The organism is Shinella sp. AETb1-6, from assembly GCF_009826875.1.
GTDB lineage: Bacteria > Pseudomonadota > Alphaproteobacteria > Rhizobiales > Rhizobiaceae > Shinella > Shinella sumterensis.
Genome location: NZ_WUMM01000002.1, coordinates 18,051 through 36,991 on the forward strand (window position 1 = coordinate 18,051; position 18,941 = coordinate 36,991).

At 64.1% G+C, this 18,941-nt stretch carries 12 protein-coding genes; 5 read left to right on the top strand and 7 right to left on the bottom strand.

All coding sequences use genetic code 11. The features are described from left to right. Positions 1–21: 21 nt before the first annotated feature. Positions 22–3,525 carry an ATP-binding protein gene (locus tag GR158_RS03375; protein WP_160870005.1) on the top strand — a complete coding sequence of 1,168 codons (3,504 nt, stop codon included), beginning with the start codon at positions 22–24 and terminating at the stop codon, positions 3,523–3,525. Positions 3,526–3,719: 194 nt separating this feature from the next. Next, the gene (locus GR158_RS03380; RefSeq protein ID WP_160870280.1) at positions 3,720–5,297 is read left to right on the top strand and encodes an iron ABC transporter permease; all 1,578 of its coding nucleotides are present in this window, start codon (positions 3,720–3,722) and stop codon (positions 5,295–5,297) included. A 249-nt stretch (positions 5,298–5,546) separates the two neighbouring features. On the opposite strand, the gene GR158_RS03385 is transcribed toward GR158_RS03380, so the two are convergent. Further along, positions 5,547–7,499: an acetoacetate--CoA ligase gene (locus GR158_RS03385; protein WP_160870007.1), complete on the bottom strand. Its 1,953-nt coding sequence runs from the start codon at positions 7,497–7,499 to the stop codon at positions 5,547–5,549. Positions 7,500–7,679: 180 nt separating this feature from the next. Between GR158_RS03385 and GR158_RS03390 the strand changes: the two genes are divergently transcribed. Continuing rightward, a complete protein-coding gene (locus tag GR158_RS03390; RefSeq protein ID WP_160870009.1) occupies positions 7,680–9,509 on the top strand; it encodes an AsmA-like C-terminal region-containing protein in 1,830 nt (609 codons plus the stop codon). Between the two features lie 16 nt (positions 9,510–9,525). Here GR158_RS03390 and GR158_RS03395 read toward each other — a convergent pair whose 3' ends face one another. The 5 genes from GR158_RS03395 to GR158_RS03415 all read right to left on the bottom strand — a co-directional run bounded on the left by GR158_RS03395 (position 9,526) and on the right by GR158_RS03415 (position 15,177). Beyond that, the gene (locus GR158_RS03395) at positions 9,526–10,344 is read right to left on the bottom strand and encodes an ABC transporter permease (protein WP_160870011.1); all 819 of its coding nucleotides are present in this window, start codon (positions 10,342–10,344) and stop codon (positions 9,526–9,528) included. Between the two features lie 3 nt (positions 10,345–10,347). After that, entirely contained in the window at positions 10,348–11,259 is a 912-nt protein-coding gene (locus tag GR158_RS03400) for an ABC transporter permease subunit (RefSeq protein WP_134649733.1), read from the bottom strand. A 4-nt stretch (positions 11,260–11,263) separates the two neighbouring features. Continuing rightward, on the bottom strand, positions 11,264–12,406 hold the full coding sequence (locus GR158_RS03405; RefSeq protein ID WP_134649732.1) for an ABC transporter ATP-binding protein: 1,143 nt from the start codon (positions 12,404–12,406) through the stop codon (positions 11,264–11,266). Positions 12,407–12,485: 79 nt separating this feature from the next. Continuing rightward, the gene (locus tag GR158_RS03410) at positions 12,486–13,595 is read right to left on the bottom strand and encodes a polyamine ABC transporter substrate-binding protein (protein ID WP_370359654.1); all 1,110 of its coding nucleotides are present in this window, start codon (positions 13,593–13,595) and stop codon (positions 12,486–12,488) included. Between the two features lie 166 nt (positions 13,596–13,761). Next, positions 13,762–15,177: a short-chain fatty acyl-CoA regulator family protein gene (locus GR158_RS03415; protein WP_160870015.1), complete on the bottom strand. Its 1,416-nt coding sequence runs from the start codon at positions 15,175–15,177 to the stop codon at positions 13,762–13,764. Between the two features lie 218 nt (positions 15,178–15,395). On the opposite strand from GR158_RS03415, the gene aceA reads away from it, so the two are divergent. Together aceA and GR158_RS03425 are read left to right on the top strand one after the other, a co-directional pair. Continuing rightward, positions 15,396–16,685, top strand: coding sequence for an isocitrate lyase (aceA, locus tag GR158_RS03420; RefSeq protein ID WP_160870017.1), 1,290 nt, complete (start codon positions 15,396–15,398; stop codon positions 16,683–16,685). Between the two features lie 47 nt (positions 16,686–16,732). After that, positions 16,733–16,972, top strand: coding sequence for a hypothetical protein (locus GR158_RS03425; RefSeq protein ID WP_134649728.1), 240 nt, complete (start codon positions 16,733–16,735; stop codon positions 16,970–16,972). A gap of 117 nt (positions 16,973–17,089) precedes the next feature. Here the strand turns inward: GR158_RS03425 and GR158_RS03430 are convergent, their stop codons facing one another. After that, on the bottom strand, positions 17,090–18,937 hold the full coding sequence (locus GR158_RS03430; protein ID WP_160870019.1) for a methyl-accepting chemotaxis protein: 1,848 nt from the start codon (positions 18,935–18,937) through the stop codon (positions 17,090–17,092). Between the last annotated feature and the right edge of the window lie 4 nt (positions 18,938–18,941).

The window sequence follows — 18,941 nt, forward strand, 5'->3', positions numbered from 1 at the left end:
GATCGAGATTCAGGCCTGAACATGTCCGCAAAACAGTATCCCTTTATCGACGTCGCCGTCCATGAACGGGTGCGCCTGCCGTTCGCACGCGGCGAGGCCGTCGTGCTGTTTTCGCAGGACCTGGACCGCGTGCTCTGGTCGAACGGCCGCGGCGCCACGCTTTTCGGCCATGACAATGTCTACGATCTCCTCGATGCCGGGCCTGAGCGTACCGATGTCGCCTTCCGCCAGCTCATCGCCACCGGCCGCCAGGTTCGCACGCCCGGCGAGCGGCGCACGCTGCTCATGCGCATCGGCAGCGGCTTCCGCAGTGCGACCGTGACCGCGACCGTCGAAGGGATCACGCTGCGTCCGGGCGAAAACGCCATCCTGTTCAGCGCGCCGGTTTCCGACACCAGGCAGAGCGCGGGGGACGCCGCCGCGGCGATGATCGCCGGCCTGGACGATCCGGACACCCATATGGCCGTGCTCGACGGTGACGGCGCCGTTATCGCCGCCTCGGAAAAATTCGAGGCCCTGGCGATCAGCCCGGAGACGCGCCGGACCCTGGTGGAGGCCACCGGCCGCAGCGCCGACCATCTCGTCAAGCGCCCTATCGCCACAGGTCGCGGCCATCTTCCCGCCGCCATCGGCCGCATCTCCAGCGACCCGGCGCTGCACCTGCTGTTTGCCGTCGAAACGATCCTCGGCCATCTCGATCCCGATGAGGCCGACGCCGAACCGCACGCGGACGTAACAGACGGCGCAGCTGTCGAACCCGCTCAGGAAGAAGCGCCCACCGACCTCGTCACCGAGGACGTTCCGGAGCAGCCTGTCGATGCCGAGGATGACCGTCCTTCGAATGAGCCTCTTCCCGAAGCCACAGTCGTTGCGCTTGAAAATACGCAAGCCGTCACGGCTGAACCCGTGATCGAAGAAACACCGGCAGAGACGGCGGACGAGCAACCGGCCGCGCTCGAAGGCGATGACCCATCGGCCTCGGACGTCGATCCCTCGGGTTTTGTCTTCAACCGGCAGGGCCGTCCCGTCCGCTTCGTTTGGAAGATCGATGCCGAAGGCCGGTTCAGCGAGATCTCGGAGGAATTCGCCGCCGCCGTCGGCCCGCGCGCCGCTGGCATTTCCGGTGAACGCTTCAGCGATGTGGCCGCCCGGTTCGATCTCGATCCGGATGGCAAGATCGGCGACCTTCTGCGCCGCCGCGACACCTGGTCGGGCAAGACGATCCTCTGGCCGGTCGAGGGCACCAACCTCGTGGTGCCGGTCGATCTGGCCGCGCTGCCGACCTATTCGCGCAACCGCGAATTCGACGGCTTCCGGGGTTTCGGCATCGTGCGGATCGCCGATGCGGTGGCCGATCCCCATGCGCGCGGCCTGACACTTGCGACCGTCACCACGCCCACCGAACAGGACGCGCTGGTGGAAGAGGTCCTGACGGAAGAAACCGGGGCGCTGCTGGAAAAGGCGGCGGACGAACTGGACGCGGACAGCGATCCGGCGCCGGCGGAAGATACGCAGCCCCCTACCGAAATCACGCCGGAAGCCAGCGAGGAGGATGACGTCGCCTCTGCCACCGCACCGGAACCGACGCCCGAGGGCGAGGATGCGTTCCGCGGCGAACGTCCGGCGCTTCGCCTGGTCGAGACGCCGGCCCGGCGCCATTCCGACAAGGTCGTGCAGTTCGAAAGCCGCCGCATGCGTGGCGGTCTTCTCGATGGCCTCTCCACCGGCGAGCAGGCCGCGTTCCGCGAGATCGCCCGCCAGCTCGGCGAGACCTTCGGCAAACGCAAGCCGGAAGACCGCCCGACGGACCATGCGTCGCCGGATGCGACGGACGACGTTATCGCGGACCGTGAGGACACGGCCGGCATCGACGAGACAGCCAAGGCCGCCCTCGCCGCCGAAAACGAGACGGAAATGCCCGGCCTCGAAGTCGGTCCGCATGCCGACGACATGCTGCATGAGGAGCCGGCGAGCGAGCGCAGCGGCTTCGCCCCCTCGCGCCGGCAGATGGACTATGGCCTGACCGCCGCCGTGGTGGATGCCCTTCCCGTTGCCCTGCTTGTGCATGTCGGCGACCGGCTTATCCATGCCAATCCCGAATTCTTCCGCCTGACCGGCTATGCCGATCTCGGCGATCTGGAAGCCTCCGGCGGCATCGACATCCTGCTTGCCGGCCGGGACGAGGAGGCCGAGCACCATGACGGCGCCATGATGTTGCGCCACGCCGATGGGGAGAGCACCAGCACCGTTCGCGCGCGTCTCCAGTCCATCCGCTGGGAGGATGGCACCGCGCTGATGTTGGCGCTGACGCCGATACAGGAAAAGCCGGTGCTCTCGCTTGTCGAGACCGCGCCGGCACCTTCGGACACCGAAGCTAGGACCGAGGAACAGGCCGCCGTATCCGCCCTGCGCGTCGAGGTCAGCGAGCTTCGCTCCATCCTGGAAACGGCAACCGACGGCGTGGTCGTCGTCGGCCAGGACGGCGATATCCGCTCCATGAACCGCTCGGCCAGCGCGCTTTTCAACTATGACGAGGACGAAACGCGCGGTCGGCCCTTCGCCATGCTGTTTGCCCATGAGAGCCAGAAGGCGGTGCTCGATTATCTCACCGGCCTTTCCGGCCATGGCGTTGCCAGCGTGCTGAATGACGGGCGCGAGGTCATCGGCCGCGAGGCGTCCGGCGGGTTCATTCCGCTGTTCATGACCATGGGGCGCCTCTCCTCCTCCGCCGGCTTCTGCGCCGTGATCCGCGACATCACGCAGTGGAAGCGCACGGAAGAGGAGCTGCGCAACGCCAAGCGCGCCGCCGAGACCGCGAACGCCCACAAGAGCGATTTCCTCGCGCGCGTCAGCCACGAGATCCGCACGCCGCTCAACGCCATCATCGGCTTTTCCGACATGATGGCGACGGAGCGCTTCGGGCCGATCGGCCATCCGCGCTACATCGAATATGCCAACGACATCGGCCGCTCCGGCCGCCATGTGCTCGATATCGTCAACGACCTGCTCGACATTTCCAAGATCGAAGCGGGCGAGATGGAGATGGAGTTCACCGCCGTCGGCCTCAACGAGACGATCTCGGAGGCCGTGGCGCTCGTGCAGCCGCAGGCCAATGCCCAGCGCGTCATCATCCGCACATCGCTGTCCACCAACGTGCCGCAGATCGTCGCGGACCTGCGCTCGATCAAGCAGATCGCGCTCAATATCCTGTCGAATGCCATCCGCTTCACGCCGTCAGGCGGACAGATCGTCGTTTCGACGGCCTATGAGGCGAACGGAAGCGTTGTGCTGCGCATTCGCGATACCGGCGTGGGCATGACGCGCAGCGAACTGGAGCAGGCGATGAAGCCGTTCCGGCAGGTGACGACGGGTGCGCGCAAGCGCGGCGACGGCACCGGGCTCGGCCTGCCTTTGACCAAGGCGATGGTGGATGCCAACCGGGCGAACTTCGCCATCAACTCCACCCCGAACGAAGGCACGCTGGTCGAGGTGATCTTTCCCTCGCCGCGTGTGTTGGCAGACTGACCGGATTGGTCTAGACCGGCACAAACGCCTTTCGGCTCATCCGCGATGTTTTTCGGGACGGGCCGTATCGTCGAGGGAACGCAGTGCAGGTCCTTACTGAAAACGTACCGGCGCGCAGCCTGCGCCGCCGTTCCGGCGCCGCCCGACATCCGGTCCTTTCCGCCTCCGCCGTGCTGGCAGCGGCCATCGTGCTGATGCCCGCCATCGCCATCGTGGTGATCGCCGCAACCGGCGGCACCGACAACTGGCCCCACCTCTTCAGCAACGTCATTCCGCGCGCCACGCTGCGCACCGTTACCCTGCTGGCCGGGGTCGCCACCATCGCGGCCGTCGTGGGCGTGGTGACGGCCTGGCTGGTGGCAAGCTGCGAGTTTCCCGGCCGCCGCGTGCTGTCCGGCCTGCTCGTGCTACCGCTCGCCATTCCCGCCTATCTCGGCGCCTATGCGTTTGCGGAGTTCTTCTCCTTCACCGGGCCGATCCAGAGCGCCTATCGCGCGCTGTTCGGCTTCCAGACCAGCCGCGACTACTGGTTCCCCGAAGTGCGCACCACCGGCGGCGCGATGCTGGTGCTGTCGAGCGTGCTCTACCCTTACGTCTATCTCTCCGCCCGCTCGATGTTCCTGATGCAGGGCCGGGCGGCGGCGGATGTGGCGCGCACGCTCGGCGCGGGGCCGCTGAAGGTTTTCGCGCGCATCCAGATCCCCATGGCGCGGCCGGCGATCATGGTCGGGCTGACGCTGGTGGCCATGGAAACGCTGAACGATATCGGCGCGGTCGAATATCTGGGCGTCCAGACCCTGACCTTCTCGATCTTCGACACCTGGCTCAATCGCGGCAGCCTTGCGGGCGCCGCGCAGATCGCCTGCATCATGCTCGTCTTCGTCATCTGCCTGATGATGGTGGAGCGCGCCGCGCGCAGGCGGCAACGCTTCGCCAGCCAGAAGACGACGGCGGCGGTGCATGATTCCGTCCGGCTCAAGCTTGCGGGCTGGAAGCGCTGGGCGGCGAGCCTCGCCTGCCTGCTGCCGCCCGTCATCGGCTTTGCCATTCCCGTTTTCGTGCTCGGCGGCTACGCGCTGCGCCGCCTTGAGCAGTTTGCCTCTTCGCGGCTTCTTTCGGCGCTCTGGCACAGTGTGCTGGTTTCCGGATCGACCGCCATCATCGCCGTGCTTCTCGCCTTCCTGCTGGCCTATGCGGCGCGCACCACGCGCTCGCGGCTGAACGCCGCTGCCGGCCGCTTCGCCTCCTTCGGCTACGGCGTGCCGGGAACGGTGCTGGCGATCGGCGTGCTCATTCCGCTCGCCAATTTCGACAATGCGCTGGATGCCTTCCTGCGCGCGAATTTCGGCATTTCGACAGGCCTCCTGCTGTCGGGCACCGGCTTTGCCATCATCTATGCCTGCACCGTGCGCTTCCTCACCATGGCCGAAGGCACGATCGATGCGGGGTTCCACAAGCTCTCGCCGCATCTCGACATGGCGGCACGCACGCTGGGGCGCACCAGCAGCCAGACGCTCTGGAGCGTGCTCGTGCCGATGATGCGCCCGGCGACTCTGACGGCGGCGCTGCTCGTCTTCATCGAATCCATGAAGGAGCTTTCGGCCACCATCATGCTGCGGCCGTTCAACTTCAACACGCTCGCGACCCTGGTCTACGAGGACGCTTCACGGGCAAAGGTGGAAGATGCGGGCGTGCCGGCCATGATCATCGTCGCGGTAGGGCTCATCCCGGTCTTTCTGGTGTCGCGATCGCTCGACAAGGCGAACGGATAAAAAAAGGGCGACCCAAAGGCCGCCCCGATAGTTTGCATGCTGTCCAACAAAAGCCAGGGTGAACGGCATCATGCCATCGGGGTCGGATCAACCGATACGCCCGTCATCGGGCGCGCTCAAGTTGGTACGACCTTGTGCCAGCCCGCCTTAACAAATCCTTACCTGGCCAGTTCCGGCACAAAGCTTTCGTTCACAACTTCGCAATCTTGGTTAATTTGACAGGCGTCAAATCGTTAATACGCGCGACGCTCACGATTTGAGCGTCTCGAGGCCGGCAAACAGGTCGAGCGCTTCGGGATTGGCCAGCGCCTCCTTGTTCTTGACAGGCCTGCCGTGCACGACCTCGCGCACCGCAAGCTCGACGATCTTGCCGGACTTGGTGCGCGGAATGTCGGCGACCTGGATGATCTTCGCCGGCACATGGCGCGGGGATGCGCCGGTGCGGATTTTCGTGCGGATGGTCTTTTCCAGTGCCTCGTCCAGCACCCTCCCCGGCACGAGGCGCACAAAGAGCACGACGCGCACGTCGTCATCCCAATCCTGCCCGATGCAAAGCGCCTCGACGATTTCCTCCAGTTGCTCGACCTGATTGTAGATTTCCGCCGTGCCGATGCGCACGCCGCCCGGATTGAGCGTGGCGTCGGAACGGCCATGGATGACGATGCCGCCATGGCTGGTCCATTCGGCGAAATCGCCGTGGCACCAGATGTTATCGAAGCGCTCGAAATAGGCCGCCTTGTACTTCGCCCCATCGGGGTCGTTCCAGAACATGACAGGCATGGACGGGAAGGCCCGGGTGCAGACAAGCTCGCCCTTTTCGCCCCGCACCGACTGGCCGTCCTCGTTCCAGACGTCCATTGCAAGGCCGAGGCCGGGGCCCTGGATCTCGCCGCGCCAGACCGGCTTCAGCGGTATGCCCAGCACGAAGCAGGAGACGATATCCGTGCCGCCCGAAATGGAGGCGAGCTGCACATCCGGCTTGATGCCCTCATACACGAACGAGAACCCTTCCGGCGAAAGCGGCGAGCCGGTCGAGGTGAGAAGCCGCAGGCTCGAAAGGTCATGCGTCGTGCGCGGCGTGAAGCCGCCCTTGCGCACCGCGTCGATATATTTCGCCGATGTGCCGAAGACCGCGAAGCGCTCGTCCTGCGCATAGTCGAAGAGCACGTTGCCGTCAGGATGGAAGGGCGAGCCGTCGAAAAGGCAGAGCGTGGTGCCCAGGGCGAGGCCGGACACCAGCCAGTTCCACATCATCCAGCCGCAGGTGGTGAAATAGAACAGCCGATCGTTCTCCACCAGGCCGCAATGCAGGTGGTGCTCCTTGAGGTGCTGGAGCAGGGTGCCGCCCGCCGAATGCACGATGCATTTGGGCACACCCGTCGTGCCGGAGGAAAACAGGATATAGAGGGGATGGCGGAAGGGGAGCCGGGCGAATTCGAGCGGCCTGGCCTCGAAGGGCGCCATCAGGGCATCGAGGGTGCGGCCATCCGGCAGGGCGGCGGCAAGCGCCTCGGCATCGCCGGCATAGTGCACGACGAGCACTGGTACGCCGAGCTTGGCCGCAACCGCCTTCACCTTGGCGGAGACGTCCTGCAATTTGCCGGCATACCAGTAGGCATCGCAGGCGATGAACAGCTTCGGCTCGATCTGGCCGAAGCGGTCCAGCACGCCCTGCTCGCCGAAATCGGGTGAACAGGACGACCAGATGGCCCCGAGCGATGCCGCCGCCAGCATCGCCGCGATGGTTTCCGGCATGTTGGGCATCATGGCCGCCACGCGATCGCCTTCGCCGATGCCCATGGCGGCAAAGGCCTGCTGGAGCCTGGAGACACGTGCGCGCAGGTCGTCCCACGACCAGCGGTAGGAGACCTTGTCCTCACCGCGGAAGATGATCGCGTCGCCTGCGCCGGTCTTCCTCAGCAGGTTCTCGGCAAAATTCAGCCGGCCCTCGGGGAAGAACCGGGCGGCGAGCATATCGTCGCCATTCTCGAGCGCCACCTGCCCCCTGTCGCCGATGACGTCGCACCTGTCCCATATCGCGGTCCAGAACGCGCCACGGTCCGCAACGGACCATGCGTGCAGATCGTCATAGGTCTCGAAATCACGTGCGGCCGCAGCGCCGGCGGCCTTCATGAAGAGCGCCATCGGGCTCTTGGTAAGAATGTCTTGCGAGGGTTCCCACAGGGGCAGTTCCGACGTCATGCTTGTCCTCCACTCCACGGCTTTGGTATATCATGGTGCGCCGCAATATAAAGCGGCGAACGCCGGATCGCGCCGTCTCCGAACGCAATTCCGCCATGGCGGGATTTGATTTCTTGCGCGCGACGGCCTATCCCGATTTCGCTTGAGATGTGAATGCCGCGGGCAGAGGAGCCGCGCCCCATGACCCTTCCCCGTTTGGTCCGATCGAAATTCTGGGTAAGGGCCATTCTGGTCGCGCTTGTCGTGGTCGCGGGACTGCGCATCGGCTTTTCCTTTCTCGTCCAGCCGGAGACGGTGGAGCGCGGCCTGGAACAGGCGCTCGAGAACTGGACGGGCGCGCAGGTTCATATCGGCAAGGAAACGCATTTCAGCTTCTGGCCCTATCCCCGCGTGACGCTGCGCGACGTGCGCGTCGTGCCCGATGGCAGCGGCGAGCTCATTTCCGCCGAAACCGTCTCGGCGACGTTCGACCTTTTCGGCGCAGTGCGCGGACACCCGTCCTTCAGCGATTTCGAGCTTGTGCGGCCCATCGTACGCCTGCGCCGGCAGGCGGACGGAACATTCAACTGGCGCCACAGCGGCTGGCTCGTCCAGGCCATCGATGCGACAAAGGCCGCCGAGGGCAAGCCGACATCCGAACCGTCCGATGAACGCATCGGCACGATCACGCTGGTGGACGGCGTGCTGGAGATCGTTTCGGGCGAGAGCCGTCCCTACCGCATCTCCGACATCGACGGCACCGTCACCTGGCCGACCCTGCGGCAACGCCTGACCCTGGCGCTTTCGGGTGTCAGCAATGGCGAGATGACGCGCCTGTCCTTCGATGCCGACCAGCCGCTCGCCCTGCTTGCCGGCCGCGATGCCACCGTTCGCACGAGCCTGTCGGCCGACCCCGGCGCCGTCCGCTTCGAAGGCGCGGGCAATCTTTCCGGCAGCGGCTTCGTCAACGGCACCGTGCAGCTTTCGACGCCCTCGCTCAGCCGCCTGCTCGCCTGGCAGGGCCGGGACATTCCGGCCATCAGCACCATCGGGGAGATGACCGTCGAAGCGAACATCGCGACATCCGGCTACGCCGCCAGACTGGAGAACGTCAAGCTGGCGCTCGACGGCACCAAGGCGACCGGCGTGCTCGACCTCAACATGCCACCGCAGAGCGTGCCGCGGATCGGAGGCACGCTCGCCTTCGACCGCATCGACCTGCGCGCCTTCCTCTCGGCCTTTTCGCCGCTTCCCGGCGCCGACCAGAACGCCCCGACGATCGACACCACGTTCATCCATCAGTTCGGCATGGACCTGCGTCTTTCGGCCGGAACGGCAACGTTCTCGCCCTTTGCGCTGAAGGACCTTGCCGCCGGCATGCGCATCGAGAACGGACGCGCATCCTTCGATATCGGCGACAGCACCCTGCTGGACGGGCGCCTGACGGGGCGTATCGCGGTGGCCGAAGAAGGCTTCCGCGGTGGCGGCAAGCTGCAATTCTCGCTCAGCAATGTCGACATGGGCAGCATCGCCAGCACACTTGCGCTGCCGGGCCCGCTGCCGTCAGGCATCGGATCGGCGGATTTCGAACTCTCGACGAAGCTGCCGCTGTGGGCAACCACACCCTCCGACATGTCCGGCAAGTTCCGCTTGCGGCTGGGGTCCGGCACGCTCACGCATTTCAACCGACAGGCCTTCGAGAAACTCGCGGCACAGGGCAACTTCTTCAGCGTGTCCGCGGCGGGAGACGGGTCGTTCGATTTCAACCGGGCGGATGTCGAAGCACGTCTCGACCGGGGGCTCGCCGAGCTGACAAAGGCCGAGATCGAAAGCAACGATGCGCTGCTGACATTGTCGGGAATGGTGCCCTACCGGACCGGCAGCCTGGCTTTGGCCGGGCTTTTGAAGGACCGGACGGCAGCAGACGCGACGAACGGCAAGCCGGGCCTCAGCTTCTTCGTCGGCGGCTCCTGGCCCGATCCGGTCATCTCGCCGGCCTCGGTCCTGACGGGGCGGCAGCCCCGCCAGTAACGGCTCTTCGCCCATCTCAGCGGCCGGCGATGGCCGCCTGCTCATCACGCTGGCGCTGCACTTCGCGCCGTTTCGTCATGATCGACGCGATGATGACGCCGATCGCGACAAGGCCGATCAGGATGGTGCAGGCCGCGTTGATCTCGGGCGTGACGCCGAGGCGGACCTGGCTGTAGATCTTCATCGGCAGCGTCGTTGCGCCCGGACCGGAGGTGAAGCTGGCAATGACGAGGTCGTCCAGCGAAAGCGTCAGGGCCAGCATCCAGCCGGACAGCACGGCCGGCGCGATGACCGGCAGCGTCACCTCCAGGAAGGTGCGGACCGGTGTGGCGCCGAGATCCATCGCCGCCTCCTCGATCGAGCGATCGAAGGAGAGGAGACGCGACTGCACCACAACCGTCACGAAGCACATGCTGAAGGTGATATGCGCGAGCGTCACCGTCACGAAGCCGCGGTCGAGGCCGATGGCGACGAAGAGCAGCAGCAGCGACAGGCCGGTGATGACTTCCGGCATGACAAGCGGTGCGTAGACCATGCCCGAGAAGAGCAGCCGGCCGCGAAAGCGCGTGTAGCGCGTCAGGGCCAGCGCCGCCATGGTGCCGAGCACCGTGGCGATGGTGGCAGACAGGAGCGCGACGCGGATCGTCACCCACGCCGCATCCATCAGGCCGCGGTTGTTGAACAGTGATACATACCATTTCGTCGAGAAGCCGGCCCAGACCGTCACGAGCTTGGACTCGTTGAAGGAGAAGATGACCAGCAGCACGATCGGCAGGTAGAGGAACGCGAAGCCGAGAACGACCGAGACGATGTTGAAACGGGACCAGGTGTTCATGGCTTATCTCCCCTGCTCTTCGGCCTTGGCCTGCGCGTTCTGGAAGAACACGATGGGCACGACGAGAATGAGCAGCAGGATCGTCGCCACGGCAGCGGATACCGGCCAGTCACGGTTCGCATTGAACTCGTTCCACAGCGTCTTGCCGATCATCAGCGTCTGCGATCCGCCGAGCAGGTCGGGAATGACGAATTCGCCGACGGCCGGGATGAAGACGAGCATGCAGCCTGCCACCACGCCGGGCAGCGACAGCGGGAAGGTGATTTTCCAGAAGGCGGTGATCTGCGGGCAACCGAGATCCTGCGCCGCCTCGATCAGCGTGTTGTCCATCTTCTCCAGCGCGGAATAGAGCGGCAGCACCATGAAGGGCAGGTAGGAATAGACGATGCCGATATAGATCGCCCAGTTCGTGCCCAGGATGATCAGCGGGGAATCGATGATCCCCGTGCCGATCAGAAACTGGTTGAGCAGTCCTTCCGGTTTCAGGATCGCGATCCACGCATAGACGCGGATGAGGAAGCTCGTCCAGAACGGCAGGATGACGAGCATCAGAAGAGTCGGACGCAGCGAACGCGGCGCCTGCGCCATGCCATAGGCGATGGGATAGCCGATCAGCAGGGTGGCAAGCGTCGAAACGCCGGCGATCCACACGCTCGACAGGTAGGCGTTGAGATAGAGCGCATCTTCGGTCAGCCAGACGAAATTGTCGAAGCTGAACTCCCCGATCTTCGCCCAGATGCCGGAAAGGCCGTCCGCCAGCGCGAAAACCGGCTCATAGGGCGGCTGGGCAATGGCGGTGGTGGACAGCGAAATGCGGAAGACGATCAGGAAGGGGACAAGAAAGAAGAACAGCAGCCAGGCATAGGGAATGATGATGACAAGGCGGCTGAAGATGGCGGAGCCGAGCTTGCTCATGCGCTCAATCCTTCAACACGACGCCGGCTGTCTCGCCGAAGGAAACCCAGACCTTTTCATCATAGGCGATGGGGTTCTCCACCTCGCGCTGGGCATTCAGCATCGAGGCCTTGACCACCTTGCCACTGCCGAGCTTGACGTAGAAGACCGTCATGTCGCCGAGATAGCCGATGTCCCAGACCTCGCCCTCGGCCGCGTTGACGGTGGCGTCGGTTGGGGCATTGCGCGAGACCTTCAGCTTCTCCGGCCGGATGGCGAAGCCGGCGGCGCTGCCGCTCGCCGGTGCGCCCGCCGAGGCGGTGCGAACGGTAAAGCCGTCGTTTGTCACCAGTTCGATCTTGCCGTTGCCGCTCGCGGAGACCTTGCCGTCGAGAATGTTCACGTCACCGATGAAATCCGCGACGAAGCGCGAATTGGGCGCTTCATAGATTTCCGCAGGGGTGGCGACTTGGATGACCTTGCCGTGGCTCATGACGGCGATGCGGTCGGCCATGGTCATCGCCTCCTCCTGGTCGTGCGTGACGACGACGAAGGTGAGGCCGAGATCCTGCTGGAGGTCCATCAGTTCGAACTGCGTTTCCTCGCGCAGCTTCTTGTCGAGCGCGCCGAGCGGTTCGTCGAGCAGCAGCACCTTCGGGCGCTTGGCCAGCGAACGGGCGAGCGCCACGCGCTGGCGCTGGCCGCCGGACAGCTGATGCGGCTTGCGCTTGGCGAACTGCTCCAGTTTCACCAGCTTGAGCATCTGGGCGACACGCTCGGCGATCTCGTTCTTCGGCATGCCGTCCTGGCGCAGGCCAAAGCCGATATTGCTCTCCACCGTCATGTGCGGAAAGAGCGCGTAGGACTGGAACATCATGTTGACCGGCCGCTTGTAGGGCGGAATGCTCGCAATATCCTGGCCATCGAGGATGATTTCGCCGGATGTCGGCCGTTCGAACCCAGCAAGCATGCGCAGAAGCGTGGACTTTCCGCAGCCCGAAGCGCCGAGCAGAGCGAAGAACTCGCGGTGGTAGATGTCGAGCGTGAGATTGTCGACAGCCGTGAAATCACCGAACTTCTTCGTGACGTTGCGGAAGGTGATGAACGGCTTTGCGGCCGGGTCGGCCCAGGGCGCAAAGGAACGACGGATATTGCCGAGAGATTTCATGCCTGTCCCCATCTCTTTTTATTGGCAGCACAAATGAAATTGCCCGGAAGGTTCTTCCGGGCAATTTGCACTGGACCGATTACTGGCCGGTCACGACTTTTGTCCACGTGCGCGTGAACAGACGCTGCGTTTTGGAATCGAGCGCCGTGTTGGTGAAGAGCTTTTTCAGCGTTTCCTCATCCGGGTAGATCGTCGGATCCTTGATGATGTCTTCGGGCAGAAGTTCCTGGGAAGCCTTGTTGCCGTTGGCGTAGTGGATGTAGGTCGACGCCTTGGCGATCACGTCCGGACGCATGATGTAGTCGAGAAAGGCGTGTGCCTCCTCGACATGCGGCGCATCGGCGGGGATCGCCATCTGGTCGAACCACATCTGTGTGCCTTCCTTCGGAATGGCATAGCCGATCTCGACGCCGTTCTTGGCCTCTTCGGCGCGGTCGCGGCCCTGGAAGATATCGCCCGACCAGCCGATCGCGATGCAGATATCGCCGTTGGCAAGGCCGTTGATGAATTCCGACGAGTGGAACTTGCGCACGAAGGGGCGCACCTTCAGCAGCGCTTCCTCGGCCTTGGCGATATCAGCCGGATCATGGCTGTCGGGGTTGAGCCCGAGGGATGCAAGCGTGACCGGGATCATGTCGGTCGGGGAATCCAGCATGTTGATGCCGCAGTCCTTCAGCTTCTCGGCATTGGCCGGATCGAAGATCGCGCTCCAGCTGTCGATTTCGTCGACACCCAGCGCTTCCTTGATCTTGGCCTTGTTGTAGCCGATGCCGATCGTGCCCCACATGTAGTTGATCGAGTATTCGTTGCCCGGGTCGAACGGCTGCATGCGCTCGGAGATCATGTCCCACATGTTCTTGAGGTTCGGCAGCTTGGACTTGTCGAGTTTCTGGTAGACGCCCGCCGCGATCTGGCGCTGCAGGAAGGTGTTGGTGGGCACGACGACGTCATAACCTGTGCCGCCAGCCAGCAGCTTCGTCTCCAGGATTTCGTTGGAGTCGTAGACGTCGTAGACGACCTTGATGCCGGTTTCCTTGGTGAAATCGTCGATGATCGAGCTATCGATGTAATCGGACCAGTTGTAGACGTTGACAACCTTCTCTTGCGCGAAAGCGCTGCCGGCCGCCATGAGCGCCGCAAAAGCGGCCGTCGCAAAAAGAGTACGTCTTACCATTGATTTTTCTCCCAGTTTTTTAACTGACCGATGCGTTCACACGAACGTCTGTCGCCGATTATGGAGTTTTTTCAAGAGGCGACAAGCCGCATTCTACGTAAAGGCCCGACGAATTTTATATCACATTGTTCCCATTCCTATCATATCTCATCCGCATCTCCGACGGAAATCAAGTCAAAACTTACTGGAAGTCGAAAAGGCTGAGGCCCGCCACCATTTCGTCGAGCCCCAGCGGACGCGTGACCGGCGGCTCGGCCCGTGCAAGACAGCCCTGCCGCTCGCACAGCCGGCACGCGGTGCCGACGGGCACGGCGGCGTCCCGACGCAGCGCTTCCGCGTAAACCGTCTCGTCCGCATGGGCCGCATCGCAGCCGATGAGCAGCGCCGTGCGGCGCACACGCTCGGCAAAGGCGCCCTGCGGCCCTTCCAGCGTGCGGGAGACGGCGAGAAATGCGGCACCGTCAGGCATTTCCACGCGATCGACGAGAATCTGCCCCGGCTGGGCAAAGGCCGCGTGCACGCCGAGCTTGGGACAGTCGCCGCCGAACCGGGCCTGAGGAAAACCCTGTGCGCCGGCCCGGCGGAAACGGTGGCCGGCATTGTCGATCTCCAGCATGAAGAACGGCACGCCGGCCCTGCCCGGCCGCTGGAGCATGGTCAGGCGGTTCGCCGCCTGTTCGTAGGACACGCCGAAGCGCGACCGCAGCATGTCGATATCGTAGCGCACGCGCTGTGCGGCGGCGTGAAAGGCCTCATAGGGCATCATCAGGGCATGGGCCGCGTAGCGCGCCAGCTCGAAACGCGCGATGCGCTTTGCCTCCGCGGTGGAGAAGGCAAGCAGGTCGAGCTCGGCGAAGATCTCGTCCTGAAGCGCCAGCTGCACCGTTTCCATGGCGATCTCGCGCAGCTGATCGAAGGGCGAAAGGCGCTCCGACAGGAAGAGGCGCATGGAGTGCCGATCGAAGCGGCGCCGCAGGGTCGGCATGGCATGGACGGGCAGAAGGCGCACGACGACGCCGTGCTGCTTGCGCAGCCAGCCCTTCAGCGCCGCGGCCAGCTCGTCGCCGGGTGCGAGCGCGGCGTGGAACCGTTCGGCGGCCTCGTCGATGGCGCCGAAATAGTTGGGGCGGTTTTCCAGCTTGTCGCGCACCTCGTCCATCGGCAACAGGGTACCGGCCAGCATGGTGGCGCGCCCCTCGCGGGCCAGCATATCGGCAAGGTCTGTCAGGCGCGCAGCCTGCTCGCGATAGGCCCGGTAGAGCTTGAGGATACCGCTCGCCACATTCGGCGCCGCGTCCGCGATTTCCAGAAGCTCCTGGTCTCCCGGCAGTTCGCCGGCCAGCAGCGGATCGGCGAAGACTTCCCGCAACTGGCGCGCATTGCCGGCGCTTTCGCCCTGGAGCTCATCGAGATCGACCTTGTAGACGGAGGCAAGCCGCAGAAGAAGCTGCACCGTAAGCGGTCGCTGGTTGCGCTCGATCAGATTGAGGTAGGACGGCGAGATCGACAGCCCCTCGGCCATCGCCGTCTGGGTGAGGCCGAGCGTGTTGCGGATGCGCCGGACCTTCGGGCCCGCAAAGATCTTGTTCTCCGCCATATGTCAAATCCTTTACACGCGCGGTTGCGTATCAGACTTTACAATTTTTACTTTTTTACATTGCCCATCTGTCAAAGACAACACATCATTACTCGATTTACAGCCTGATTTACCGGATTTTCCTCGTCGGATTGTGCGCTGCGATGTAAATACTGTCATATCAAATCGGGCAACAAGGAGTTGCCGCCCGATCCTGAAACATCGCACTGGAGGATACCATGACCGATTTTTACAATCTTGTTCCGAGCGCGCCCAAGGGCCGGTTCGATGGCATCGAGCGCCCCTATACGGCCGAGACGGTCGAGAAGCTGCGCGGCTCCGTCCAGATCCGCCATACGCTGGCGGAAAACGGCGCCAACCGCCTGTGGAAGCTCATCCACGAGGAGGATTTCGTCAACGCGCTTGGCGCGCTCTCGGGCAACCAGGCCATGCAGATGGTCCGCGCCGGGCTGAAGGCGATCTATCTCTCCGGCTGGCAGGTCGCCGCCGATGCCAATACCGCATCCGCCATGTATCCCGACCAGTCGCTCTACCCGGCCAATGCCGCACCGGAGCTTGCCAAGCGTATCAACCGCACGCTGCAGCGCGCCGACCAGATCGAGACGGCGGAAGGCAACGGCCTTTCGGTCGACACCTGGTTCGCCCCGATCGTCGCCGACGCGGAGGCCGGTTTCGGCGGTCCGCTCAACGCTTTCGAGATCATGAAGGCGTTCATCGAGGCGGGTGCGGCCGGCGTCCACTTCGAAGACCAGCTGGCTTCGGAAAAGAAGTGCGGCCATCTCGGCGGCAAGGTTCTGATCCCGACCGCCGCCCATATCCGCAACCTCGACGCCGCGCGGCTCGCGGCCGACGTCATGGGCGTGCCGACGCTGATCGTCGCCCGCACCGATGCCGAAGCCGCCAAGCTGCTCACCTCCGACATCGACGAGCGCGACCAGCCTTTCGTCGACAAGGACAAGGGCCGCACGGTCGAGGGCTTCTACCAGGTCAAGAACGGCATCGAGCCCTGCATTGCGCGCGCCATTTCCTATGCGCCGCATTGTGACCTGATCTGGATGGAAACCGGCAAGCCCGATCTCGAACAGGCCCGCAGGTTCGCCGAAGCCGTGCACAAGGCCCACCCCGGCAAGCTGCTCGCCTACAATTGCTCGCCCTCGTTCAACTGGAAGAAGAACCTGGATGACGCGACGATCGCCAAGTTCCAGCGCGAGCTGGGCGCGATGGGCTACAAGTTCCAGTTCATCACGCTCGCCGGCTTCCACCAGCTGAACTTCGGCATGTTCGAACTGGCCCGCGGCTACAAGGAACGCCAGATGGCCGCCTATTCGGAACTGCAGGAAGCGGAATTCGCGGCCGAGATCAACGGCTACACCGCGACCAAGCACCAGCGCGAAGTCGGCACCGGCTATTTCGATGCCGTCTCCATGGCCATCACCGGTGGACAGTCATCGACGACCGCCATGCATGAATCGACCGAGCACGAGCAGTTCCGCCCGGCCGCCGAGTAAGCGAGACCACCCTTTCAAGAACCCCTGATTACAAGAGGAGAAATGCCATGACAGTCCAGACCCGCGTCAAGGAACGTGCTGAAGAACAGGCGTCCGCCATGACATCCGACCAGCAGGCCATGATCCGCATGGTCGCCAATGACCTGCATCGCCTCAACCAGTCCGTCATGAAGGCGGTCGACGCCGGCGTGTCGGTCGAGCTCGTCCGCTCCGCCCGTCACCATGGCGGCGAGGGCAACTGGGGCGACCTGCTGATCCCGGTCATCGTGACGCAGGGTCGCGGCTGACAGGCCTATATCCAGTCAAGAAAACCCCCGGCGTCCCTGCGCCGGGGGTTTTTCGTTTCGGGCAGTATCCGGTGAAGAAGGCTCAGGAAGCTGCGCCTTCAACGTCGCGCAAAACCGTCAGGCGGCGCGGGCGGTCCGTCCGCCGGAAGTGCGCTCTCCCGCCTCAAAACGAAACTGGCCGATAAGTGCCATCAGCTCGTCCGCCTGGCCTGCAAGCTGACGGCTCGCGCTCGTCGTCGATTCCACCATGGATGCGTTCTGCTGGGTCATCTGGTCCATCTGGTTGACGGAACCGTTGACCTCCTGCAACGCTGCGGATTGATCCCGGCTGGCCGTCGCGATCAGGGCGACGTGGTCGCTGATGCCGACAATCTGGCGGCTGATTGCTGCAAGCACCGCGCCGGTTTCCTGCACAAGGCTCGCGCCCGTGCTGACCTCCTGCGTCGACTTGTCGATCAGGCCCTTGATTTCCTTGGCGGCCTCTGCCGAGCGCTGCGCCAGTTCGCGCACTTCCTGTGCAACGACCGCAAAGCCCTTGCCGGCTTCACCGGCCCGCGCCGCTTCGATGCCGGCATTAAGCGCAAGCAGGTTCGTCTGGAAGGCGATGTCATCGATCACCTCGATGATCTGCTCGATCTTTCGCGAGGCGTCTTCGATCCGCCCCATCGCCTCGATCGCACTGGTCACCACGGCGCTGGAACTGTCGGCGCTCGCTTTGGTTTCGGCGACCCGGCTGTTGGCCTCCTGCGCGCGTTCGGCGGAGGAACGAACGGTCACGGTGATCTCGTCCACCGCCGCCGCCGTCTGCTCGAGCGAGGCGGCCTGTGATTCCGTGCGACGCGACAGATCGTCGGCGGACCGGCGCATCTCGGCACCGCTGGACTGGATCGCAACCGCATTGGCACGGATGCTGCCGAGGGTGCCTTGCAGGCGCGACAGCGAATCGTTGAAATCCTGCCGCAGCTGTTCAAGCCGGCCGGAGAACGGCACGTCGATCGTCTCGGAAAGATCGCCCTGCGCAAGCCGGCCGAGGCCGGCCGCCAGCTGGTTGACGGCGAAATCGATCTGCCGGTCCGTTTCGCGCTTTTCCGTGTCCACCTTTTCGCGCTCGGCTGCCGCCTCTTCATTCTGACGCTGGGCGACCGCCTCCATGTCGATCCGGCGCTGCGCGTTTTCGCGGAAAACTTCCAGCGCACGCGCGATCTGGCCGAACTCGTTGGCCTTGTCCCGGCTGGGAATATCCGTGTCGAGGCGACCCTGCGCGATCGCGCCCACGGCACCGATCAGCGCGCGCAGCGGACGGGTCGCCCGGCGCACGGCGACATAGGCGAGACAGCCGAAGAGCAGCATGGAAACGCCACCCGCGATGATCGCGCGAAGCTGGAGGTCATGGATCTTCTGGAAGTAGACCTCCATCGGAATACCGATGAAAAGCAATCCGACATTGGCGCCGGCGGCATTCTTGACCGGGAAGTAGCCGGTCATGAAATCACGGCCGAAAAGCTGCGCGGGGCCGAAATAGGGCGCGCCCTTGGCGAGTACCGCCTGCGCCGGATGATCCGCGGCGAGTTTCGTGCCGGTGGCGCGGCTGCCGTCTTCCTTCTTCACATTCGTCGAGATGCGGACATAGTCCGGTCCCTGTTTCTCAAAAATCGTCGCGACGCCGGCAATGGACGTGGCGGTGCGATCGACAAGATCGTGGTTCGCAAGCTCCGGCATCGCATCGCTGCGCACGCCGGCAAGCGCACCATCCTTCAGCTCGATAGACGCCCCGTCGATCACGGCATCGTAGAGAACCGCCATGTTGCGCGTGGCGTCATGGGCGTCATTGGCCGCATCCTGCAGCACATAGCTCTTCAGATTGTAATGCATGACGCCGACGATGACGGCGGCGCTGAGAAAGATGAAGGCGAAGGTCATCGCCGCATACTGATAGGCGATCGAAGATCGGAATATCTTGCTCATTGTC